The organism is Polyangium sp. 15x6, from assembly GCF_029960785.1.
Taxonomy (GTDB): Bacteria; Myxococcota_A; Polyangia; order Polyangiales; family Polyangiaceae; genus Polyangium.
This window is the reverse complement of record NZ_JASBQE010000115.1, coordinates 12,290-36,177: the sequence shown is the minus strand read 5'-3', so window position 1 is coordinate 36,177 and position 23,888 is coordinate 12,290. Positions and strand designations below refer to the sequence as shown.

General features: G+C 68.5%; 15 protein-coding genes. 9 read left to right on the top strand and 6 right to left on the bottom strand.

What is annotated here, in order from left to right:
* Nucleotides 1–209: 209 nt before the first annotated feature.
* Entirely contained in the window at nt 210–416 is a 207-nt protein-coding gene (locus QHF83_RS45515; protein WP_282424393.1) for a helix-turn-helix transcriptional regulator, read from the top strand.
* A 251-nt stretch (nt 417–667) separates the two neighbouring features.
* On the opposite strand, the gene QHF83_RS45510 is transcribed toward QHF83_RS45515, so the two are convergent.
* Both QHF83_RS45510 and QHF83_RS45505 read right to left on the bottom strand, forming a co-directional pair.
* The gene (locus tag QHF83_RS45510) at nt 668–1,447 is read right to left on the bottom strand and encodes an SDR family oxidoreductase (protein ID WP_282424392.1); all 780 of its coding nucleotides are present in this window, start codon (nt 1,445–1,447) and stop codon (nt 668–670) included.
* Complete coding sequence (locus QHF83_RS45505) at nt 1,444–1,788, bottom strand: nuclear transport factor 2 family protein (RefSeq protein ID WP_282424391.1); 345 nt, start codon at nt 1,786–1,788, stop codon at nt 1,444–1,446. Before QHF83_RS45505 ends, QHF83_RS45510 begins: the two co-directional genes overlap by 4 nt.
* A gap of 50 nt (nt 1,789–1,838) precedes the next feature.
* Here QHF83_RS45505 and QHF83_RS45500 point away from each other — a divergent pair, with 50 nt between their 5' ends.
* On the top strand, nt 1,839–2,219 hold the full coding sequence (locus tag QHF83_RS45500) for a helix-turn-helix domain-containing protein (protein ID WP_282424390.1): 381 nt from the start codon (nt 1,839–1,841) through the stop codon (nt 2,217–2,219).
* 1,161 nt (nt 2,220–3,380) lie between these two features.
* Here QHF83_RS45500 and QHF83_RS45495 read toward each other — a convergent pair.
* A complete protein-coding gene (locus QHF83_RS45495) occupies nt 3,381–6,224 on the bottom strand; it encodes a hypothetical protein (RefSeq protein ID WP_282424389.1) in 2,844 nt (947 codons plus the stop codon).
* Between the two features lie 955 nt (nt 6,225–7,179).
* On the opposite strand from QHF83_RS45495, the gene QHF83_RS45490 reads away from it, so the two are divergent.
* Nucleotides 7,180–8,235 carry a histidine kinase gene (locus QHF83_RS45490; RefSeq protein ID WP_282424388.1) on the top strand — a complete coding sequence of 352 codons (1,056 nt, stop codon included), beginning with the start codon at nt 7,180–7,182 and terminating at the stop codon, nt 8,233–8,235.
* Nucleotides 8,232–8,930 carry a LytTR family DNA-binding domain-containing protein gene (locus QHF83_RS45485; protein ID WP_282424387.1) on the top strand — a complete coding sequence of 233 codons (699 nt, stop codon included), beginning with the start codon at nt 8,232–8,234 and terminating at the stop codon, nt 8,928–8,930. Before QHF83_RS45490 ends, QHF83_RS45485 begins: the two co-directional genes overlap by 4 nt.
* Here the strand turns inward: QHF83_RS45485 and QHF83_RS45480 are convergent.
* Nucleotides 8,927–12,496 (bottom strand): M1 family aminopeptidase, encoded by a 3,570-nt coding sequence (locus QHF83_RS45480; RefSeq protein WP_282424386.1) that lies wholly within the window; start codon nt 12,494–12,496, stop codon nt 8,927–8,929. The two genes, QHF83_RS45485 and QHF83_RS45480, sit on opposite strands and share 4 nt — an antisense overlap.
* A 10-nt stretch (nt 12,497–12,506) precedes the next feature.
* Nucleotides 12,507–13,376 (bottom strand): ABC transporter ATP-binding protein, encoded by an 870-nt coding sequence (locus QHF83_RS45475; RefSeq protein WP_282424385.1) that lies wholly within the window; start codon nt 13,374–13,376, stop codon nt 12,507–12,509.
* A gap of 356 nt (nt 13,377–13,732) precedes the next feature.
* On the opposite strand from QHF83_RS45475, the gene QHF83_RS45470 reads away from it, so the two are divergent.
* The 5 genes from QHF83_RS45470 to QHF83_RS45450 all read left to right on the top strand — a co-directional run bounded on the left by QHF83_RS45470 (nt 13,733) and on the right by QHF83_RS45450 (nt 21,134).
* Nucleotides 13,733–14,986, top strand: a complete 1,254-nt coding sequence (locus QHF83_RS45470) for an IS701 family transposase (RefSeq protein ID WP_282424384.1) — start codon at nt 13,733–13,735, stop codon at nt 14,984–14,986.
* 327 nt (nt 14,987–15,313) lie between these two features.
* Entirely contained in the window at nt 15,314–15,928 is a 615-nt protein-coding gene (locus QHF83_RS45465) for a mechanosensitive ion channel domain-containing protein (RefSeq protein WP_348980525.1), read from the top strand.
* Nucleotides 15,929–16,069: 141 nt separating this feature from the next.
* The gene (locus QHF83_RS45460) at nt 16,070–18,175 is read left to right on the top strand and encodes a hypothetical protein (protein ID WP_282424382.1); all 2,106 of its coding nucleotides are present in this window, start codon (nt 16,070–16,072) and stop codon (nt 18,173–18,175) included.
* A 5-nt stretch (nt 18,176–18,180) separates the two neighbouring features.
* A complete protein-coding gene (locus tag QHF83_RS45455; protein ID WP_282424381.1) occupies nt 18,181–20,025 on the top strand; it encodes a HEAT repeat domain-containing protein in 1,845 nt (614 codons plus the stop codon).
* A complete protein-coding gene (locus QHF83_RS45450) occupies nt 20,022–21,134 on the top strand; it encodes a hypothetical protein (RefSeq protein ID WP_282424380.1) in 1,113 nt (370 codons plus the stop codon). Before QHF83_RS45455 ends, QHF83_RS45450 begins: the two co-directional genes overlap by 4 nt.
* Nucleotides 21,135–21,164: 30 nt before the next feature.
* On the opposite strand, the gene QHF83_RS45445 is transcribed toward QHF83_RS45450, so the two are convergent.
* Nucleotides 21,165–23,846, bottom strand: a complete 2,682-nt coding sequence (locus QHF83_RS45445; RefSeq protein ID WP_282424379.1) for a tetratricopeptide repeat protein — start codon at nt 23,844–23,846, stop codon at nt 21,165–21,167.
* Between the last annotated feature and the right edge of the window lie 42 nt (nt 23,847–23,888).

Here is a 23,888-nt window from a genome sequence, read left to right as displayed (position 1 = left end):
GGTGCCCATTCTGTCACCGCACCGGCGATGTCATGCACGGGTCCTCCTGTAGAGAGCCGCCATCCCACGCCACCAACATGCGCCAACCCCTCTTGCTTGATTCTAATGTCCCGCAGTAGAATTAGGTGCCAATCACGAAAACTGTAGAGACGAAGCCATCGCGTGGCGTAAACTACTCCTTCGCCGTGAGGGAGACGCTACAGCAGCGTATGGGTCGAATCGTTCGGGATCGACGCGAGGCCCTTGGCTTGACCCAGGAGGAACTCGGGGAACGCTGCAATTTGCATCGCACCTACATCGGCAGCATCGAGCGCGGCGAGCGAAATCTGTCTTTGCAGAACATCGAGCGAATCGCGCATGCCCTCGGAATTCTCGCCTGGGAGCTGGTTCAGGCCGCGGAGGAAGCTCGCGAGTGAAGCCCCCTCCGCTGCCTGGGATGACCATCCATAGCACCCATCAAGATGACGATCGATAGCGCCAAATTTGTTGGGTTGTCAAAGGCGATGTTGCGGTCTCGAAACCAGGAGAACGGCGAAAGCCGGTCCGAAGTCATCGCAAGCCCAGCCGCACGTCCATGCGGCGCCTGCATCACACGCGCGATTGTTGCGGGATGCTGCCGGCCCCCTCAGGTCCGACGTCGCTGCTCGATCCTATCCGTGCTCGCCGCTCACGCCGTGGGCACCGTGCCGCCGTCGATGACGTATTCCGTGCCGGTGATGGATCCTGCGCGTGGTGACGCGACGAAGGCAATGAGGTCCGCCACCTCGCGCGGCTTCGCAGGTCGCCCCAGCGGGATGCCGCCGAGCGAGTCCATGATGATCTTCTTGCCCCCCTCGTAGTCCGTGCCTGCCTGGGCAGCGAGGCGCTCGGCGAGGCGCTCGGACGCCTCCGTCTCCACCCAGCCCGGCGACACGCGCACGACGCGAATGCCCTTCGGACTCACCTCCTTCGAAAGCGCCTTGCTGTAGGTCGAGAGCGCTGCTTTCGCGGCCGCGTAGGCGGTGGTCGACTCGGGCAGTGGCAGTTCGTGCTGGATCGACGTGACGTGCACGATGACGCCCGACCCCTGCGCCAGCATCGACGGCAAGAGCGCGCGGTCGAGTCGCACGGCAGGCATCAGGTTGAGGTCGAGCGCCTTCTTCCACTCGTCATCCCCCAGCGCAGCGAAGCCGCCCGCAGGCGCGCTCGAGCCTCCGAGGACGTGCACCAGGATGTCGACGCCGCCGAGGTACGCGAGCGCCTCACGCGCGACGAGCGCGCAGCCTTCTGCGGTGGTGGCGTCAGCCGCGACGTAGTGCACACCGTCCGCGTCGCTCGGCACCGAGCGAGCGATAGCGACGACGCGGGCCCCTGCATCGCGAAGCGCGGTCACGACCGCCGCGCCGACGCCCTTGGTGCCGCCCGTGACGAGCGCGCGGCGGTTCTGAAGCTCGAGGTCGAAGCTCATGGCGCGATCTCCAGCCGGGCGATCAGATCGCCCGCGAGGGTGAAGCGGAAGCGAAGCTCGATGGGGCTCCCCGGAAAGTTGCCGGTCACCTTCGCGCGGACCGTGGCGCGCGTGCCGTCCGTCTCTGCCGCGAGCAGCTCGGTGGTGAACGAGAACTTTGCTGTGGCGTCGGCGTTCCAGTCCGCGATGGCAGCGCGACCGCGATGCTCGTGTCCCTCGTCCACGACGAAGGCGTCCTCGGTGAAACACCGGGCTACGGCCTGTGAGTCGGTCGTCTCGTTGGCGAAGTAGCTTGCTACCGGCGCAGGCAGCTCGAAAGAGTTCGCGGAGTTCGTTTGCATGGCCCATTCTTTAAGGAGTAGGCTTCCGTTGCGCAAGAACGCACCAAAAAGTGGGGTACATACCTTTGGGTAAGCATGACCATCACACCCCCGCGTCGGCGGCCAGCGGCATCGAGGACGCCATCCAGATGCTCGAGGGCCGTTGGAAGCTGGTCATTCTCTTCCACCTGTTCGGCGGAAAGAAGCAGCGGTTCTCCGACCTGGAGCGTGCCATCCCGGGCATCTCGCAGAAAATGCTGATCCAGCAGCTCCGGCAGCTCGAGCAGGACGGCATCGTCGCGCGCATCGTCCACGCGCAGGTGCCGCCCAAGGTCGAGTACCACCTGACCGACTGGGGCCAGTCGCTGTGCCCTGCGCTCGACGAGCTGCTCACTTGGGCCGAGAAGCGCCCGACGCCGAAGCGCCAGCGCCGCTCGCCGAGGAATCAGTAACGCTCCGCCCGAGACCATGGCACGCGAGCGATTACGAGTTTTGAGCTATGGAACCCGGATCGTCGATTCGTGGACGTACACCTGCCGCCGGGCAACGTTCGTGACATAGGCACCAGGATCTCGCCTACATTCAGCCACGGAAATCCTGCACTGCCCTTGCTCACGCCGCGGGGTACTGGTCGACGCGTCGTGGTGCAAAACATCGCGACGGAGGAGCTTGGATGCAGTCCCCTGCGTTCATTCTGTTCGCGATGTCCCTTGGCCTCACGGCGTGCAGCGGCCCCACGCCGAACACGGTGATCCATGCCGCTACCGGCGACGCAGCGCTCATGCCCGTGACGTGGGGGGCCAACGCTCCCCGGCCACGCCGCCGGGATCGTCCGCGCCGTCCGTGACCCAGACGCAGACGGTAAACGTCGTCGTTGGACCGAGCAGCAGACTCGAACCGGTCGACCAGACGATGCCTGCTGCCATCGTGGCCAGTGTGCCGGGGGGAATCGAGCTCGGACTGGGGCTCATGTGGCTTGTCTCGAATGGCGCCGTGGTGCCAGGTCCGAGCTTTCGCCAAGCGCTGCTTGCCCTTGGAAGGCCGAGCGACCTCGCTGGTGAACCACGCGTGAGTGCAGGACGCCGCAACATGCTCCGGTTTGCCCTCGCACTCGAGCATTTCCGGCGCGAGGAGATGAAGCCGTGTGATCACATCAAGCCGTTGTCAGAGACTCTGCTCTCGGGATTCGCGCGGATGAATGCCGTCTCGCATGCCCAGCACTCCCCGTCTTCCGTTCGAACGCGCCGCAGCGTTCCGACCGCCTGTCCCCGGATCTCGACCCGGTAGCCATAGGCGATCGCGCGGAGCTTCACGAGGGGGCTCACACGACGACCCGTAGTTCGACGTGGGTGACGCCCTCTCGGAAGAATCTCCGCCATCGGGTCCCCCGTCCTGGCCTGTGTCAACGTCACGATGCCCCGCTGTTCGAGGCGTACGAGCGCGGGGATGATCGTGCGCTCGTACGCGCCATGGGCCGCGCGCGGCGGCGGATTTGATTCATCCAGCGCAGCGTATTGACGAGCAAACCTGCAGGAGAATGGCGGGAGGCGCGCGGGAACGTCGCCCGCCGTCGTCGCCCACGTCGTCGAAGAGTATATGCGTCGTCGGGCCCGCTACTCGACCTTGCACCGCAGCGGGTACGTACCCGGGGGCCCCGCGTAGCGGCCCCTGAGCGCCCCGTCGCTTGAGGCACGCACCGAGATTCCGTGGTAATCGCGCGACGCAAGGGCAGAACCCTCCGTGCGCTCGATGGAGCGCAGGCACACGCCCTCGTCCGTGCGCTCGACAACGGCGTACACGCGCGTTGCGGAGCCGGTCAGACCGCGCGAACCACCCCCGTCCTCGACCGTGTAGCTGAGCGAGACCGAGGGCGACGAGTACTGGGCGAGGCGCACCGAGACCGCGCCGGCGGGCGTGACGGCGGAGGTGCAGGCGCGAAAGTGCGCGCTGGCCGGGGCGGCGATGTGCTCGGGGTCAGCAGACGCTTCGGTGAGCGGGAAGAACAGCAGCGAGCCGCGCGCGTCGGTCTCGGCGGCGTAACCCGGCGCACCCGCGCGCAGTGCGAGCCCGCGCACGCGGTGGTCCCAGTAGGCCTGGCCCGAGTGTTCGCGGTCGAAGGTGAAGTCGCGCTGCCAGCGGGCGCGCCCGTCGGGGGCGAAGACGATGACGCGCTCGACCGCGCTCTGCGCGCGCACCACGAGGTCCCCGTTGGCGAGCGCGAGCGCGTCGAACACCTTGGCGCGTGGTGTGTAGTCATCGTCGGAGGCCGGCGGACGCAGGACGACGGGCGCCCCGCGCGCGCCGCTGAAGATTAGCGTGCACTCGGTGCTCGAGACGCACCGCTCGAGGAGCACTCCGCGGTCGGTGACCGCGCGCAGGTCCCACCGCACGCGCTGCGCCGAGGTGGCTTCGGCGTCGGGCGAGGGGACGCCATCGAGGCGAAACGTGGCGGAGCCGCGCAACGGTGACGGGGCCCCATTGCGCTCGATCTGCCAGCGCAAACTCACGCTTTGCGCGCCCGCGCGCTCGATGTGCACCCACGCGTTGCTCTCACGGATGTCCCGCGGCAGCCCCTCTTCCCCCACGTTCGCGGGGGCGGCCCCGCTCTCGCGCGTGTTCGCGGGGAGGCGATAGGTGCAGTCCACCCTCCAGTCGCGCCTCGGCGGGAGCGCGGGCTGCCCGCGCGGGGCCTCGTCGCTCAGCGCTTCGGGGAGCTTTCCCCAGCCCACCATGGCGACCTGGGCAAAGAGCGAGCAGCGGTGCTCATCGCAGTCCATGGAGCCCGCCAAGGTCCCGGTCCACGAGTGGCTGAGGTACACGCCGCCAAAGATGCGCGCGTCAGGCGCGACGATCGACGAGGGAATTCGCAGTGGTTCCCAGTGCGCGCCCCCGTCGAGGGTGCGCTGGAGCGATCCCCAGGTCTCGCCCACAGCGATGCCCCGACGCGCGTCGAAGAAGCGTGCCGTGAGCGCTCCCGCGGGCAAAGCGACCTTATGTAGCGGACCCGTGATAGGCCCCACCGCGACGGAGAGCTGCGAGGAGGCGGCATCAGACGGGGCGAGCAGGGCCGTCGCCATGCCGTCGCGCGCGAGCGTACCTTCGGGCGGCATGAGCAGGGCGGTCACCGTGCCGTCGCGCGCGAGCGTACCTTCGAGCGTCGCGGGCAGGGGCTCGCCGTCGAGGGTGAGCGCGACGCGCGTGCCGCGCGCGGTGTCGATCACCACGGGCGCGCACGGAGGTTTGGCGCCTGAACGCACCGTGCAGCGCACACCGAGCACGTGCGTGCCGTGCATACCAACGAAGGATTGCGGGGTGTCTTCGGGGGCGAGCGCGAGGGGCCGCATGCGCGCGTGCTCCTCGTCGAGCACCGTGAGCGTGGGCTCTCCGTTGCAGGGGCCGATACCCGCCGCGTGCAAGCCGTCGTCGGAGGCGACCACGACGCACGCGCGGGAGTCGTCGGCGTCGGTCGCGACGCGCTCGAACGCGAGGCCCTTCGTCGCGCGAAAGAGCTCACCGCCGCGGCGCAACACGAGCCCCTCGCCCCACGCGTCGAGGTCGGTGTCGCGGCGGAACTGCGCGCGATTCGCAGCGCCCGTGAGCTCGGTCCCGCGTTTGCGGTCGTAGCGCGTGGTCGTGTTGGCGCGGTCGTCGAGCCAGAGGAAGGTGCCGTCGTTGCGGCGCTGAAATGGGCGCGTGAAGCCCAGCTCCTCCCACTGAAAGGGGAAGTGCTCGGCGAAGACCGCGAGCAGCGAAGGGGCGAGCTCCGCGGCGGCGCGGTTGCGCCAGTCTGAGCGGTCGATGTTGGGCGCGCCGCGCGTGGGCGGCTGGTCCACGTGCAGCCCGTACCAGCCCCGCGTGGTGCGGACCTCGAGCTCTCCCTCGCGCACAAAGACTTCGATCGAAGCGCGCCCGTCGGGCATGGGCTGCGTGCGCCAAGAGGCCCCTCCGTCGCGGGTGATCGCCAGCACGCCGCCCTCGAAGACCGCGGCACCGAAGCGTGCGTCGAGGAACGCCGCCGAGAGCACGGGGCCTCGGTGGTGCTCGGGCGCGGGCGCGATCGGGGCCACTCCGTCGGTGATCCACAGGGCTCCGTCGGCCACACACGCGACGCGGCCCGAGGCCCCGCGGCACGTGACCTCGAAGCTCGGGGCGACGCGGCCGAGCGGGACCGGCGTCCCAAGGAAGCCCGTCGCACGCGAGGCGTTGCCGCGCTGGTCGACGAAGATCCAGTCGGAGCCCGAGGGGACCGCGGCGATGATGCTCCCTGAGAGCGCCTGCTCCGCGACGCGTGTGACCGTGCCCCCGTCGACCTCGGCGCGCAGCCCTCCCCACACGACGTGACGCGCGTCGATGCGGTGCGGGCCCGAGATGTCCCTCGCGAGCGAGAAGAACCGCACGGGCTGCTCGCCGGGCGAGGCTGGCGCGCTCGGAGTCGCCTTGGTCGGTTGCTGCGCCACGTGCCTCTCGGCTGGCGCGCACGCGGTGACGAACAAACTGAGGGTGGCGATCGAGCGAGCAGAGCTTCGTACGACGGTTCGCATAGCGGCCCTTCGCAGACAACGGGGGACGTCCCGCGTTCCGTTGAAATTTGGTGACCGTTCGCCCTGCTTTTTACGCGGCTCTCCTCACGGGGGCAAGACATTCATCGAGCTTCGTGCCATTGGCTTGGAGGGGTTCGATAAGCTCTGGCATCCCGTGATCGCCGTAGAACAGAGCGAAGTCGCCGTGAACCGTACTTTTGCTGCGGTACGCTTGCGCCCACGCGCGAAGACTTCGAGTATGCATCGGCTTGCTGGGAGCATTTCGTCCACCGACGACTCTGGGAGGCATATCGTTTCGGATTTCATTCATTGAATGATTTTTCGGGCGCCGCGGCGTCGTGCGCGACGTTCGCTCCCGGCAGGCGAACGGGCGATCGACGCTGCGCGCGCGGCGCACGGCGCCATGGGGAAGCTTCTCGCGGCGATGGCTGCGGTGGCACGCTCCGGCCGACGATCGCGGAGGTAGCGCGCACGCCCCGGGGAGCCCTGCCCACCGCCAGGGCTCTCCGGGGCGGATGCTCGCCGACCGGCCGCCTTGACGCCCTTCTAATCCCGGTCGCTGTGGCCCCCATCGCGGCCGAACCCTCGAAGGGATTCTGTCCAATGCGAGCCTACCCGTAGCGTGCCTTGCCTCGACACACGACCGAGCGGCTGTTCTTCGAGCGGGGCTACGAGCCGACGTCGGTGAACGACATCATCGCGGCCGCGGGCGTCTCGCTTCCAACGGCGCGAAACAGATGCACGCGCCCGATTGCAGCAGCCTGCCGGTGATCGACACGTGGCGTCTCCATTTTTTTTTCGGCTCCCCCATGTTCGCAAGCCAATTCTACTGCTACCATGCGCCTCGTTCGATCCTCTTCACTTCGGGACCATGCAGGAGCAGACAACACAGCGTGATTATTGGCTTTGTCAGCTGGCCGGCTGGGGCGCGCTGGCCTGCGTCGGCGTGCTATCCTCGTCCAGCGGCGATACGCAGCAGATGCTGCGCTTCGCGCTCGCCAAGAGCTTCTGCATGGTGACGGGCCTCGGCCTGTCCCATGTCTGGCGGCTCCAGCTCAAGCGGCGCGCGTGGGTGGACCGCGCCACCGGCATTCCCTTCGGCCGCATCATCGCCGGCTTGCTGGTGCTGGCCGTCTTGCAGACGGGCTGCCTGCTCGCCGCCGACCTGGCCTTCCGCGATGGCGCTCTGCTGCGCGATCCGTCGACAGGTCCTGTCGATTACGCCATGCTGTTCGTCCTGTGGTTCGCCATTTTCGCCGTCTGGACCCTGTGCTATGCGGTCGCCCTCGCGCGCCGCCGCGCCCAGCGCGCCGAGCTGGAAAAGCTCAAGCTGGAGGTGAGCGTGAAGGATGCCGAGCTGCGCGCCCTGCAGTTCCAGGTCAATCCCCATTTTTTCTTCAATAGCCTGAACAGCATCCGCGCCCTGATCTACGAAGACGCGCCGGCCGCCGCCCATGCCGTCAGCCAGCTCGCGGGCATGATGCGCCAGCGCTTGCAAACGGACCAGACCGGCACCATCCCCCTCGGCGCGGAAATGGCGGCCGTTAGCGCCTATCTCGGCATCGAGAAGCTGCGCTTCGACGAACGCCTGCGGGCGCATATCGACATCGATCCGGCGCTGGCGGCGACGCCGGTGCCGCCGATGGTGGTGCAGACCCTCGTCGAGAACGCGGTCAAGCACGGCGTCGAGCGCACGGTCGCGCCCTGCGAAGTCAGGATATCGGCGCGCCTCGGCGCCGATGGATTGGTGCGCGTCGAGATATGCAACCAGGGCCGGCTCGCCGCGTCCAGCACGTCCACGCGGCTTGGCCTGTCGAACGCCATCCAGCGGCTGGCCCTGCAATGCGGCCCGCAGGCAAGCTGCGTCCTCGCGGAGGAAGGCGGCTGGGTGCGCGCCACCGTGACACTGCCACAGGGAGCCGCATGAGAGTCGCCATCATCGACGACGAGCGCCTCGCGCGGAGCGAGCTGCGGCGTCTGCTCGACGCCCACCCGGAAGTGGAAGTCGTGGCCGAAGCGGCCAATGTGGCCGATGGACTGCACGCTATCCGTCACATGGCGCCGGACCTCGTGTTCCTCGATATCCGCATGCCCGACGGGAGCGGCTTCGAGCTGCTGGCGGCCTTGGAGCGCGCGCCCGCCGTCATCTTCACGACGGCTTACGACCAGTTCGCGCTCAAGGCTTTTGACGCGAATGCGCTTGACTACCTGCTCAAGCCCATCGAACCGCCACGCCTGGCCCAGGCCCTGAAAAAATACAGCCGCGACGCCGCACCCACGCCGCAGAAGGCCACGGACGGCAAGGTCTTCATTCAGGACGGGGAACGCTGCTGGTTCGTGGACGTGGAGCAGATCGTCCTGTTCGAATCCGAGGGCAATTACACGCGCGTCTACTTCGACCACAACCGCCCGCTACTGCTGCGCTCCCTGAGCCAGCTCGAAGAGCGGCTCGACCCGCAGCACTTCATGCGGGTGAGCCGCCGCCACATCGTCAATCTGCGCTACGTGCGGAGCGTGGGACCGTCGGCCGCGGGCGGCCTGGTGCTGCAGCTCGAAAGCGGCTTGAACGTGGACATGTCGCGCCGCCGCGCCGTCCAGTTCAAGCAGCTCAAGCGCCTCTAGTTAGCGATGTCGACAGCCCTGCGGTTGTCGGCCGGGACGCGGTCGATCAGCAGCTGGCGCGGGTCGATGCACACTTCGGAAGGCTTTTCCGCCACGGTGAGCGTGAAGCGCGTTTCGCCGGCAGGCAGCACGCGTTGCGCCGCAGGGAGCAGGCGCCCGCCTGTGAAGACGGCGATGTCGATCGGCTCGTCGTAGACGCGGGCCGTCTCCTTGCCGTGGCCATCCGCTTCCGTCTTCGCCAGGCGCACCGTGACGCTCACGTCCCAGCGGCCGTCCGCGCGCGGGCTGGCTTTGGCGGCGAGCACGCGGTTGTCGTAGAAGACGATGCGTTCGAACAGGTCCGTCACCAGATCCTGCTTGCTGGCGGGCGTCTCCGCGCGGAGGTAGCCAAGCAGGTCGCGGCTCGTCGTGTAGGGTGTTGTCTGGTAGCGTTTGTCGTCGAGGAAGCGCCGAAGGGCGCGGTTCACGGCCGCCTCACCGATCTCTTCGCGCAGGCGGTAGAAGACGAGGCTGGCCTTGCGGTACTGCAGATAGGTCTGGCTCTCGTTGCGGATCAGGGGCTGCTCCTCGGCGCCTTCGGCGGTGCGGCCACGCAGGTATTCGTCCAGGTCGAAGCGCAGGATGCGGCGCACCGTCTCGGCGCCGTAATGCTTTTCGACGGCCATCAGGGCCGAGTATTCGGCCAGCGATTCCGTCACCAGCCCGCCACCCTGGACGTTGGCGGCAATAGCCTGGTCACCCCACCACTGATGCGCTAGTTCGTGGGCCGTGACGTAGAACACGTGGTCGGCTGCGGCCGGGTCGCGCAGGTCGCTGATGAAACCGAGCGATTCGGAGAAGGGCGTCAGCGTCGGGAAGGCGCGCGCATAGCTCTGGTAGAGCGGGGTCTCGACGATGCGCACCTGCTTGTAGGGATAGGGACCAAAATTGGCCGTGTAGTAGTCGAGCGCGCCCTTCGCGCCCGCGATCATGCGGTCGATGTTGTAGGCGTGTTTCGTGTCGTAGTAGACCTCGATGGGCAGACCGCTCCACTGGTCGCGCTTGACTTCCCAGCGCGCCGACTGATAGCCGAAGAAGGGCAGGATCGGCCGGTCCATCTTGTAGTGGAAGTAGCGGCGGCCATCCTTCTCCCAGCTGTTCACGAGGGAGCCGGGCGCCAGCGCGGTCTGGTCCGCGCTGGTCGAGACAGTGGTCTCGAAGTCGATGAAATCGGCATCGATGCCGAACAGCTTCCAGTAGTTCTTGTACTGGGCCTGGCCATCTTCCAGCTTGGGCATGCGGTGCGCCTCGCCCAGGCCGCGCGCCTTGCGGGCCTTGGCGTCGTCGATTTCGAGCGACTGGTTGTAGCCGAACTTGGGGAAGTAATCCTCGAACGCGAACAGGGTGCCGTTGTCGTTCACAGGATCGGGCATGCCGTCGTTCGTGAAGCCGTGCCTGCGCACATCCACCGTGAAGTCGAGGGCAATGCTGGCGCCAGGCGCCAGCGGCTGGTCGAGCTGCCAGTCCTGCACGCCGTAGCGCGCGTCGTCGCGTACCAGGCGGCCTGCGGGCAGCTTGTCGAAATGGGTCGTGGCACGCAGATCGTTTTGGATACGCAGGACAGCAAGCGGCGCCTGCGTCTTGTTCTGCAGGACGTAGTGGCCATGGATGCGCAGCACGTGCTCGGACGGGAAGATGTCCACCTCGGCCCTTATGCCCGTCAGGCTGGGGAGAGGCAGGTCCATGTCCTTGCGGTAGGCTTTCTCGTAGCCGGCGCGGAAGTCAAGCAGGGCTTCGCTGGACTGGTAATCGTTGAGGATATTCGTGTTGTAGTAGATCCAGCCGCCCGCCGCTGCAAAGCCGGACAGGCAGAGCGCGAGTGCGGCGCCGGCGCGGCCACGCAGGGCCGCTGCGGCAGCCTTCACCCGTTCGCCCCAGCGCGGGGCCGTGCCGCGCACCCAAAAGCCCTGGGCCGCGATCAGCATGGCTGCCGCCAGCAGGCCCCAGTACAGCACGAACCACGCCCAACCCGCGATGTAGTGGCCGTAACCGTTCATGTCCGAATAGCGCAGCGTCGGCAGGGATGCGAAGTTCGACAGATGGTGCTCGATACGCAGGCCGCGCAGCACCGGGCCGGATGCGAGCACCGCGATGCCAAGCGCGTAGCCGAGGAATTTGTTCCCTGCTACGACCTGCAGGGCCAGCAGCGCCATCGCCATCAGCACGAAGTAGGCCGAGGAGATCAGCGTGCCCTTCGCATACAGGATGACGTCGACGGGCGCGCCGCCAACCACGAGCTGAATACCCACGGCCGCCACCACGCCAGCGAGCAGGAAGGCCAGCACAATCGCCACCAGCGCGCCGCACTTGGCGAGCAGCGGCGCCCAGTTCGGCACGGGCAGGGCGTCGGCCAGGCCGTCGATGCGGGCCTGTCTGTCCTTGTAGACCAATTCCCCGCTAAAGAAGATCAGCACGATGACGAGCATCTCATTGAGGCCGCCCGCGAGTTCTTCGAGCATCAGGCGTGTGAGCGGGTACGGCGTGCTGTCGAAGCGCATGCCGCCGATTGTGTAGTTGGCGAAGAAGTTCGCCAGTGCCAGCAGGAGCATGACGAGGAAGGGCAGGCTGCGCAGGACGGCGCGCACATCGGCGCGCAGCAGGCGGGCCGTTTGATGCCAAGCCGTCGCCGCACCGAATATCGGTTCGATGCGGCGCAGCGGCGTGGATGGCGCCGCGCTGGCCGCCACTTCCAGTACGGCCCGGCGCTTGCGCCAGCCACGCCCAGTTCCGACCCGCAGGGGCTTGAATAGCACCAGCGTAGTGCCGAACATGCCAAGGGCGAGCATGGTCCACAAGGCGCGATTCATCAGCAGCGCGCCACTCAGTTCGGGCAGACGCACATTCATGTCGGCGCTCGTGAAATAGCGCGTGGCCTGGGCCAGCACCCGCACACCGAAGGGATCGAGCAGCACGGCCAACACGGCGCTATCGGCGCGCCCGCCGAGGAAGCCAGCAATCGACCACAGGGCGACGAAGCCGAGCACGCCGACATAGACCATCATCATCGAGCGCGTCGTCGCGGCCAATAGCGTCAGCAGCGCCGACACGAAGAGCAGGTTCGGCACGACATAGACAAAGAAGCCCCAGGCATAAGACTGCAGCGAGAAAGGCCCGATGCGCGCGGGATCGATGCCAGGCATGCGCGAGCCGATCATCATGGCCACCGTGATCAGCCCGAATACCAGCAGGCAGGTCGCGAAGCCAGCCAGGAAGCGGCCCAACAGGTAGTCGAACTTGCGCATCGGCGTGGCGAACAGCAGGTCGGCCATGCCCACCTCGCTGTCGCGCAGGATGGCGCCAGCCAGGAAGACGGTCACGAGGAACATCGCGATGATGCTCAACACGCCGAGCTGGTTGACGATGACGACGGGCGCATTCATGTGCGCATTGCCGATCGCCCCGCCGATGCGGAAGCTGTCGCTGCTGGCGGACAGGAAGGAGATCAGCACGAGCGGCAGGGTGCTGATCCAGAGCAGGGGCTGACGCAGGTGGTAGCGCAGATCGAAGGCGAAAAAGCTCTTCCACATGATCCGCACCTCAGGCTGCCGCGCGCAGCTGCAGGAAGTAGACGTCTTCCAGGCCCGGCTCGACCTGGGAGAAGCCCGCATGGGGCTGGGCTTCCGCGAAGATGTTGATCTGCGGCTTACCACCCACCAGGCGCGAAGACAGGACCGTGAAGCGCTGCTGGAAGTCCGGCAGCTCCGCATCGCTGACGGCGCCGCGCCAGATGCGGCCCTTGAGCGTGGCGATAGCCGCCTGCGGCTCGCCTTCTACCAGCACCCGGCCCTTGCCGATGATGGCCATGCGCGCACACAGGTCGGTCACGTCTTCCACGATATGCGTGGACAGGATCACGATGACTTTCTCGCCGATGCGCGCCAGCAGATTGAGAAGGCGGTTGCGCTCGTCCGGATCCAGGCCCGCCGTCGGCTCATCGACGATCACGAGGCGCGGCGCGCCGAGCAGGGCCTGGGCGATGCCGAAGCGCTGGCGCATACCGCCCGAGTAGCTGGCCACAGCCCGCTTGCGTGCTTCCCACAGATTGGTCTGGTGGAGCAGGGCTTCCACGGCTTCCTTACGCTCGCCACGCCGGGTCAGCCCCTTGAGGACGGCGAAGTGGTCCAGCAGTTCCAGCGCACTGACCTTGGGATAGACCCCGAAATCCTGAGGCAGATAACCCAGCCGACGGCGCAGGGCCAGAGGATCGCGCAGCACATCCACACCATCCAGGTGGATGCTGCCGCTGTCGGGCGTCTGCAGCGTGGCGATGGTGCGCATCAGCGAGGACTTGCCCGCGCCATTCGGGCCGAGCAGGCCAAACAGGCCGGTGGGGATGTCGAGGCTGACGTCATTCGTGGCGTGGACGCCGTTGTCATAGGTCTTGTGCAGATGGCGGAGCAAGAGCATGGCAGCTTCCTTGGAGTGGAACGCAAGGATGAGGCTAGAGGGCAGGGCGACAGCAGGCCAGCGCTCAGATACGAAAGCGCGGCCGGCCGTGACGAACGGCGCAAATCAAGGATGAGCGGTGAGCGTCAGTCCATCAATTGCAGGAGAAGTGCAAGCTTAGCGGGACGACGCCGTGGTCGCGTCGGCGCATAGGGCAAACAACCCGGGATTTCCTCCTCCCCGGCGCCTAGCACTACTCTGCCATCCTGACCGATCGTGCCCGCGACCTGACGCGCGACAAGCTAGATCTACCTGCCTTCCGATCTTTCCCTGACCAAAATTTGGCCCGGCGGAACGCCTTGCGCTGGTTTGTCCGCGTGACCGCCGTCAAACCCACGTTCAAGAGTGACGAACTGGCCGAGGAGCACTGGGAGCGCGAGTTCGAGCACTGGCTAGCGCCGTTCCTGCACGAGTTCGGCTACCCATCTCAGCGGAAGTGGTCGCAGGTCTACATGCGTGGGCTCCTCGGGCCTGGCGACCGCAAGAGCATCGAGCCGATGGCCGCGCGGGTTTGCCCGGGCGAGACACAGCAGCTTCACCACTTCGTCTCGACCTCTCGCTGGGACACGGCCGGGCACGAGCGGGTGCTCCTCGAGAAGGCAGGAGCGCTCGTCGGCGGCAAAGATGCCCATCTCGTCATCGACGACACGGCGATCCCGAAGAAGGGGACTCATTCGGTTGGCGTCGCGCATCAGTACTGCGGGCAGCTCGGCAAGAACGCTAATTGCCAAGCTCTCGTCTCGGTCACGCTTGCGCGTGACGAGGTGCCCGTCCCCGTCGCGCTCCGGCTCTACCTCCCGAAAGAGTGGGCGCACGATCCAGCGCGGCGGCGCCGCGCAAAGGTGCCCGAAGACGTGGTGTTTCGGCCCAAATGGCAAATCGCACTCGATGAGGTCGAGCGCATCATGCAGAGCGGCGTCGAGTTCGGCGATGTCCTGGCGGATGCGGGGTACGGCGCGTGCGCCGCGTTTCGACGCGGGCTTTCACAATTGATGCTCAAGTGGGCGGTTGGCGTGAACTCGAACCAGCTCGTCTATCCGAAATCCGTACGTGTGGCCGCGCCCGAGAGAACACGACCGGGCGGTCGTCCGCCGAAGCGCGGGAAGGTATCGGCGGCCCCGAAGAAGGCACACGAGGTGTTCTCCACGCGAGCGAAAAACGGCTTCGAGGAAGTGAGCTGGCGTGACGGCACGAAGAACCCTCTTACTGCGTCCTTCGCGGCAATTCGCGTACGCGTGGCTGACGGACCGAAGGTCGTCGGACACAATCACGGGCCTGGCGAAGAGGCATGGCTCATCTGCGAAAAGCGCGCGAGCGGCGAGCGGAAGTATTATCTCTCGAACTACCCGGCTGACGCCGACCTCGGAACGCTTGCCTCGGTGGTCAAGGCGCGATGGGTTTGCGAGCAAGCTCATCAGCAGATGAAAGAGGAGCTCGGGCTCGACCACGTCGAGTGCCGCTCCTGGCACGCGCTGCACCATCACGCGCTCCTGACGATGATGGCCTTCGCCTTCCTCCAGCACCTGCGTAACGCCGAAAAAAACGACCGGGCGCAGCGGCCCGCCGCCTGAACCGTCGCTACCGGAGATCCGGCGGCGATTGATTCAAAGGCTCGCTGCGCCCCAAAAATGCGCGCGGTGCGGAGCGACGGTGCGGGCGCTCGTGCCGATATGAAACGCGTGGGTGGTGGTGGCAGAGTAGTGCTAGTCGTTTGGGCGTCGAGCGCACGTCTCCGCGCCCTCTCCGGGCAGGCTCGAGCGGGCGTCCTGGAGCACCGTGCGTAGATGCACGAACGATGCGGCGAGAATGGACGGGGTCGTTGATGTCGGCATCAAGCCGCTTGTCTGCCGGTAGATTCGCGCTGGCGCGACCTCGTGGCAGGGCTCGGGATCAGCTCGGTGGCCATTGGGTTCGCGCTGAAGGACATCCTCCAGAACTTCGTGGCCGGTGTGCTCCTGCTCGGGCGAAGGTCTTTCCGCATCGGCGATCAGATCCGCACTGGCAATTACGAGGGCACGGTCGAGGACATCGACGTCCGCTCGACCCGGATTCGGACCTACGACAACGAGCTGTTGGTTGTGCCGAACGGCGAGGTCTACACGCGAGGCATGATTGTGCGCACCGCGAACGGACCTCGGCGCGTGCGCCTCGGCGTCAGCATCAGCTACGTCGACGACGTCGACGTGGATCGCGAGGTGATCCGGGGCGCGCTCTCCGGCACGGAGGGCGTCATGGCCGATCCGGCGGCGTGGGTCTATGTCGAGTCGCTCGGGCCCTCGAACGTGGAGATGACGGTGCATTTCTGGGTCGAGGCGCACCAAGCGAACGTGCTTCGTGTCCTTGATCGGGCAGCCACGGCTGTGAGGACGGCGCTCGATGCGGCGGGCGCCGACGCGACGTTCCCGCGCACCGAGCGCCGTCCAAGTCGAACCGGAGGCCACGTCGCGCGAGATCAAAACCTCTCGTCCCGTGGCCGGGTCGCTTGGTCGACGAGACTGCGCGCCGAAGGCTGACGTCCCGCGCGGGTAAGGTCAGTCGGGACGATTAAGGCCGAGTAAGGCGACGGCACGCGCGAGCCACCCTAGCTTTCGGGTGTGTCTATGGCGGGCGCGTCGCTCGCCTCGCACCCCAACTCCTGGCCACCGCGAGGTCCCATGCACTTTCGTCCTTCTTACCTCCTTGCTTTTTCCCTCCTTGCCGCCGCCTGCCAAGAAGCAGCCGTTTGTGAGGAAGGGAGCGTCGAACGCAATGGCCAGTGCGTCGCTGCCGCCGCCGTGCAGCGGATGCGGCTGACGCACCTCGACGTCCCCTACGACCTGTCGAAGCCGGTCTACGTCAATAATCGGGTCCCCATCACCTTCGGCATCACCGCGGACAGCGACGACCCCGCGAATCCGGGCACCCGGAATGTCGCCGTCACGTTCTCGTTCGTCGAGGCCAACCCCACCGACCCGAAGAACCCCCTCGGCTGCAGCTCCAGCGCCATCGACGTCGAGGTGATCGGCGACGGGACCGAGCGGATCGTCGAGGCCTACATCTGGCCCACCTCGCAGTGCGCCGAGCTCGCCGCGAAAAACACCGAGGTGAACCTCCAGGTCGACTTCAATGGGGGCCCGGAGCTCGCGGCCGAGATCGGGTCGGACCTCGACGCCCCGAGCGTCGTGTTCTCGGACGCGCGCCGAGGCGACGCGCCGAACAAGCTCTGCCGCGCTTCGCTCGACGCGGCGGACCCCAAGCCCGGCTGCGTGCACCCGATCCGCCTCCAGCCGACCCCCACGGGCGCCGAAGGCTCGCTCATCGACGTCCGCTACGCGCTCAGCTCGAGCTCCTCGGTGGCCGTCCTGTCGAGGCAGCCCACCGAGGACATCGGCCCCGACGGCCCCCCTGACATCGACCCCGCCCTCGTGGTCCAGTCGCGCTTCGTCGTCAACGGGCGCGACCCGTACATCTCCGCGCTGGATCCTTCGCAGATCCCGCCATCGCTCCTCGAGGCCGTCCCCACCATCGAGGAGGACCTGAAATTCGGGCTCGACGACGCGGCGCTGGCCGCCGTCAGCGTGCCGCCCGGCAAGGCGACCGTGTCCTACACCATCCGGTCGGCGGCCGACGGCATGACGCAACTGCCCCTCACCATCCGGGATCCCGCCAATCCGAAGAGCAGGGTCGCCGAGGTCGTCGTCGATCGCATCGTGCCGGGCACGGCCAACGACGCCGTGCACGAGCTCTACCTCGAAGGGGCCGCCCTCGAAGCCGTATCGCCCGGCGGCGCGTGGGCGAACCAGAGCGACTTCGTCATCCGCGGCTGCTTCACCGGGGCGTTCGCCCAGGGGGGCAACGAGGGCGACGGCAACCTCGACGATTGCCGCGAGCTCGAGGTCGTGCTCGTGCGCGAGGCCTCGTCCTCTTCGGCCGCCTCCTCTCGCAGCTTCGACAAGGAGTTCGAGCGCAAGCTCGGCAATGATCGCATCGCGATCGAGAGCACGATGTCGACCCAGAACCGCCTCGACCTGAGCGGCGCGTTCAGCCGGACCGAGGGGGAGGTCGCGCTGAAGGGCAAGATCGGCAAGAGCTTCGACCTGACAATGGCGCGCGCCTTCGCCGACGCGAACCTCGCCGTCGACCCCACGAAGACCTCGTACGAGGTGGGCGTCGACGCCTTCGGGCAGCGCATCTTCGGCGTGTCGAAGCAAGCGGCGATCATCGTCCAGACCGAGGACTTCAGCGCCGCGAAGTCCTTCACGATCGGCAGCCTCGGCTTCGGCTTCGGTCCCGTGACCGTCGGCTTCAAGATCGGCGTCGGCGGCTCCATCGGCGTCGCGCTCGAAGACACGCTCGAGGCGCTCTCGGACTCCGCCACGTGCCAGGACCTCTTGAAGTCGGCCGACACCATCACCGCGTGCGGCCGGATGACGCGCGTCACCTCGCCGAACTTCGGCCTGACCGGCACCGTGGAGGGCGGCGTCGACTTGAAGATCGTGAAGGCGGCGGTGGTCGCCGATCTGCGCTTCGTCACCACGAGCTTCCCGCTCGACACGACGCTCGGCTTCGGGCTCACCGCCGATGAGAAGCTGCTCGTCCGCGGCGACGTGACCTGGGACATGTCGTTCACGCCGCTCGAAGGCGACGTCTCCATCGTCGGGAAGGTCGGCATCCGTCGCTTCGCCAAGAGCCTGAAGGTGCACCTCTTCAGCTTCTCCTCCCCCAGCTTCGAGACGCGGCTCCTGAGCGCGTCGATGGGCACGCCCGAGGAGCTCCAGTGAGCGCCATGGCGAAGGGCGATCGCAAGAAGATGGCGGCCGTCGCGGCGACGCTCGCCGCCGTCTCGATCTTGGGGATCACGTTCGGCCTGCGGCGAGGGGCGGAGCCGGGCGTGCCTGCCAAAGAGACGGAGGCCGCGCGCGCGGCCTCGGTCGCCCCGCAGTGCCGGTTCGAGCCCGGCGAGACGGCGGCGTTCACGCTCGCGTCCACGGTCCGCGACGTGCGCGGCGAGGAAGAGGACCACCTCCGCGCGACGCTGAGCGTGGAGGTCGTCGAGCAGCTCTCGGCGACGCGTTATCGGCTCCGCGCCGCGCTCAGCGACGTCTCCCGGAGCCAGGAGCTGACGCTGCCGGAGGAGCGCGTGAAGGGATCCCTCACGGACCCCTTCTTCGTGGACATGGACGCCTCGTGTCGCTTCGTCGGCTTCGGCTTCGCGCGCGACTGGGACGCTCGCCGCCGGCAGTTCGTGCAGTCGCTGCTCCTGACCCACGAGTTCGTGCTGCCAGCCACGGACGAGACGCGGCGCTGGAGCGCGTCCCAGTCGGATGGGATGGGCCCCTTCGAGGCGAACTACGAGGACGTGTCCGAGGCGACGGGCTCGGCGCTGCGCATGAAGCGGCGCAAGGCCGCGTACGAGGGGAAAGCGCAGGCCGAGGCCCTGGGCCTGTCGGTCGTGGTGGTCGCCTCGGAGGCCACCGCGAGCTTCGACCACGACCATCCGCGATGGTTCGCGTCGACGTCCGGCCTCGAGCGCGTCCAGATCCTCGTGCAGGGCCAGGTGCAGGCGGACCTGCTCCAGCGATTCCGCATGAGGCGCGACGATACGCGGTTCGTCGCGGTGCGCGCCTTCGCGCCGGGCGACGCCGACTTCCGCGACGCCTTCGCCCTCGATGTCGCACGTGACCCGCACGTCGATGCCCGGATGGCGAAGGTGTCCTACGAGGAGGCGCTCAAGGCGTTCCTCGCGCACTTCCGCGAGCCCGGGGATCCGAGCTACGCGGCCGCGCGCGAGCTCGCGGCGTGGCTCGCGGCGCACCCCGAGGGAGCGCAACGGCTGGTCGCCGCGCTGCGGGCGGGCGACATCGACGACGCGGCCCGGCCCGCGCTGTTCCTCGCGCTCGAGCTGTCGGGCACCGAGGCCGCGCGGGGGGCCCTCTCGGACGTGCTCGTGGACAGGCGCCTGCGCGCCGTCGACCGCGCCCGGGCCGCGTCCGCTCTATCCGACCTCGGCGCGCCCACGCGGGGCACGGCCGAGCTGCTCCTCGCGCAGGCGCAGAAGGACGGCGACGACATGGTCGCGAACGTCAGCTTGCTCGGCCTCGGCAGCATGGCCCGGCGGAGCGGCGACGACGACGAGCTCGAGACGTACGTCCACGCGTCGCTCGACAGGGAGCTCTCGGCCGCCGCGGACGAGGGCAAGACGCGCCTCGTCCTCGACGCCATGGGCAACAGCGGCGATCCGGCCTTCGCCGACGAGCTCGAGGCGCAGCTCGGCGCGGAGAGCGCGTCGACGCGGCAGCACGCGGCCGAAGCGCTGGGACGCCTGGATCCCGTGGAGGCCGGGCCGCGCCTCTTGGAGCGTCTCCGCGAGGAGACGGATCCCGCCGTCCGCACGGCCATCGTGGGGGCCTTGCGCGGGTCGCCCACGGCCGACGCGGTCGCGCTGATGGCGGACAAGCTCGCGGCGAGCACGTCGATCCCGGAGCGGGCCGCGATCATCACATGGCTCGGCGACGCGTCTCGGACGCGGCCCGAGGCGCGTGGCCACCTCGTGGCGCAGTTCCACCGGGAGACGAGCGCCCGGTTGATGCAGCTCATCGGCACCTTCGTGCCCGCGGCGGCGCTGCGATGAGCCCGCGGGCAGCGTTCGCCGGTGTCGCGCTGGCCGCGCTGCTCGCCGGCTGCTCCTCGCACGCGCCCGAAGCTCCGGACGCTGCCGTGTCGGCCTGGGTCGAGGCCTTCGCGACGCCGTTCCAGGGCGACGGCGAGACCGACGACCTGGTGATCTCCGCGCAGGCGCCCTGCGCGGGGATCGCGCTGCGGGCCACCACCGCCCCCGGCGTGTGCTTTCAGCTCAGCTCGGCCGTCGACGGTGAAGGGCGCGTGGGGGTCGACGGGCGAAGCGCAGGCGCGTTTTGCCGCGACTGCGCGCTGCGCACGTCGGTCGTGGTCTCCGCCGGCGTCTTCCTCCTTCCGGCGGAGGAGGGACACTTCGAGCCGAAGACCGGCCTCTCGCTCCGCTTCGCGCGGGTCGACTGCCTGACGCTGACGCCGCTCGCGGCGCCGGAAGACCGCCCGACGTTGCGGGTCGCGGCGCAGCGCATCGAGGTGATCCCGGATCCGGCGACGATCGACCTGCGCTTCCTGGTCACGAAGAGCTCAATCCTGTTCGGCGACGAGGACCGCCGGGCGGAGCTCTTCGCGCACCTCGGGCAGGAGCTCGCCCCGGGGGGCCTCATCCCCCGGCTCGTCGAGGTGCACGACCTCGACACGCTGCCCGCGGACGTCCGCTTCCACGCCGGCGACCCCGCGGCCCTCTCGGCGTTGCTCGCGAACGCCCCGCCGAGGGCGGAGACGACCATCGACGTCGTCTTCGGCGGGTGCCTCCTCTACGACGACCCGTTTTTCGGCCCGCCCAGCGCAGTCAACGGATTCACGCCGAGGATCCCGGGCGGCGCCGGCCCCGCCGACGCCGTGTTCATGCCCGGCCTCGATTGTTTCGCGAAAGGCTCGGGGCCCGTCGACCTCCCCGCCCGTGCGCAGGCGCATTTCCTCGCGCACGAGCTCGGTCATTACCTCGGCCTCTACCACGTGGTCGAAGAGGACGGCCTCACCGACCCGCTCGAGGACACCGGCCCGGACAACCTCATGCATTTCCATCCAGCGCAGGCGACGGCGGTCGGATTCAGCCCCTCCCAAGGCCGCTCGATGCGGATGCACCCCGCCGCGCGCGCCCGCTGACGAGATCGGGCGGCGGACGAGCTCACGCGCTCACGGCTCGCCTCCGGTCGGGGACGTATTCGCGCCGGGCGTCGCGCCGTCGAAGCGCTGCACTTCGAGGTTGGGATCCAGGGCGTAGCCGTCGTCCTGGCTCCGCAAGAAGTCCCGCAACCCACGACGCCGCAGCTTGGAGACCGCCACGTAGATGCGGTTGGCCGCGGCGTCGACTTGAATACGTTCTCCCGGCCAGACCGCTCGCTGGATCGCATCCAGAGAGAGCCCCACGCCGGGCCGCGCGCCGCGCTGCTCGACCAGCGCGAACAAGAGGCGGCGCAGGACGGGGTGCTGGTGCAGATCCTCCCATTCTCCCCCGGGAGGCCGATAACGGCCCGCGCTCGGCGCGATCACCAGCGCGTCGGCGGACAGCTCCTCGGGGGCCTCGGCGGCCTCGGCCGACAGGCGGCCCAGCGCGGCGCTCAGGATCCGGAGGCCGATGCGCACGTCATCCGAGAGCTCGGCCGGCGACGGACCTCCCGTCGCCGAGGCGCGGTGCGCGCGCTCCATCCGCTGCCGCACGTGCTGGAGGAGCGCCCTTCCGCCCTGCGGATCTCGCGCCTCCAGCGCCTCGGCGTCGGCGAGCTCCGCCGCGCCCCAGGCCAGGTCCACGAACGCGGCCGCGAGCGCGTCTCCGCCGCTCGTGACCGCGAGCTCCGCCTCCGCGAGCAGCCCACGGGACGCGGCGTTCTGCCCGAGCGCCGCGAGCACCATCGCCAGCCTGCCACGGGCCAGCGATTCGGAGCGGACGTCCCCGGTGGTGCGGAGCGCCAGGAGGGCGCGCTCATGATAGCTGCGCGCGGACGCGAACTGGCTGCGCTCGTGCTGGAGCGTGCCCAGGTTCCCGAGGGCGATCGCCTCCAGGCGCCGATCACCGGTACGCTCCAGCAGGCGCAGGCCGATCTCGTAATGCGCGAGCGCGGTGCTCAGGTCGCCCTGCTCCTGCTCCAGAACGCCCAGGTTGACCTGCACGATGCCCTGGAGCCGCACCACGCCCGCGTCGCCGAGCACGCGGAGCGCGTCCTGGTAGCGCTCCCTGGCGACCTCGTACTGGCGGAGGTCGTGCAGCAGGGCCCCGAGGTTGGCCAGCAGCCGGCCCTCCGCGCGCCGGTCCTTCTGGTCGGCCAGGAGCGACATGGCGAGGTCATAACAGGCGCGCGCGTGGGAGAGCTCGCGCTGCTCGTGGTGGAGCACGCCCAGGTCCGTGACGATCGCAGCCTGGATGGCGAACAAGCCGGAGGCCTTCGCCAGCTCGATTCCCTGGTCGAACCTGGCGCGCGCCTCGTCCGCGCGACCTCGCACCTGCGCGGCGCGGCCCCGCGCCGCGAGCAGCGGCGCGGCCAGGGCCGGCGGGCTGTCGGGCGCGATGTGCAGCGTCCGCTCCAAGAGCTCGAGCAAGAGGTCCGCCGGCCCCCGGCGAGCGAGCGCCGGTTCGATCGCGAGCAGCGCCCGGACGGCGCGCTCCGGCGCGAGGCCCGCGGGCGGCCTGCGCTCTCGGCTCGGCACCTGTTCCAGTCGGTCGAGCTCGCGTTTCAGCGCCGCCACCACGTTGTCCCTGAGCTCGGGCTCCAGGGGGTCGTCCGGGCTTTGCTCGTGCCTTCCGCTGGCCAGGGCCAGGAAGTGCTCCGTGTGGCGCGCCTCCGCGCCGCGCCCGGGATCGACCTCCGCGGAGTGCTCGCCTGCCAGCTCGCGCACGCATTCGAAGAGACCGAGCTTCCCCGTGCCGAGCACCCGGAGCAGCGACTTCTCCCGCAGGGAGTCGAGCCGGCCGAGCACGTCCTTGGCGCTCAGCACCGCCTCCGCCGAGGACAACGAGAAGGCCCCTGGAAAAAGCGCGCACTCGACCAGCGCGCGCTGGTCCTCCTCCGTCAGGAGGTCCCAGGACCACTCGAGCGCCGCGCGCAGCGTGGCCTGGCGCGGCTCGGCGTCTCGAAAGCCGCCGGCGAGGACGTCGAGCCGCTTGCCGAGCCGGGAGATCAGCCCGTCCACGCCGAGCAAGGGCAGCCGCGCGGCGGCGAGCTCGATGGCCAGCGGTATTCCTTCGAGCTTCTGGACCAGCTCCGCGATGCGGGGGGCGTTCTCGTCGGTCAGCTCGAAGGAGTCGTCCTCGGCCTGCGCCTTGAGCAGGAAGAGCTTCCCCGCTTCGGACGCGGCGAGCGCGGCGTCCGCGGGCAGGCTGAGCGGGCCGAGCTCCAGGATCCCCTCACCGCGGAGCCGGAGTCGCTCGCGAGAGCACACGAGGAGGCGGACTTCCGGCGCCTCCACGAGCCACCGGCCCACGGTCTCGACGGCGAGCGAAGCGATCCGCTCGAAGTTGTCGAGCACGAGGAGGAGCGGTCCTCGCGCGGCCAGCGCGCGCCCGAGTCGAAGGGGGGCCTGGTCGGATTCGCGCCCGTCGGGCAAGACGACGTCGAGCGCCCTCGCGACCGTCTCGCACACCGTCCCCAGGCTGCGCGCGCTGGAGAGATCGACGAACAAGGACTCGCCGGTCCCGCGGCACGCGTACTCGACCGCCAGGCGCGTCTTGCCGATGCCGGCCGGCCCCCACAGCGTGACCAGGCGCTTCGATCGAAACAACGCGCCCATGCGCTCGAGGTCGGCGTCACGGCCGACGAACGGGGTGAGCAGCTCCGGCCTGGGAATGTCGAAGCCGCGAACGGCTGCGCTCGGCGGGCCCACGGCTGCGCTCCGCTCACGGAGGGCTCCATGGGGCCGGGTCAC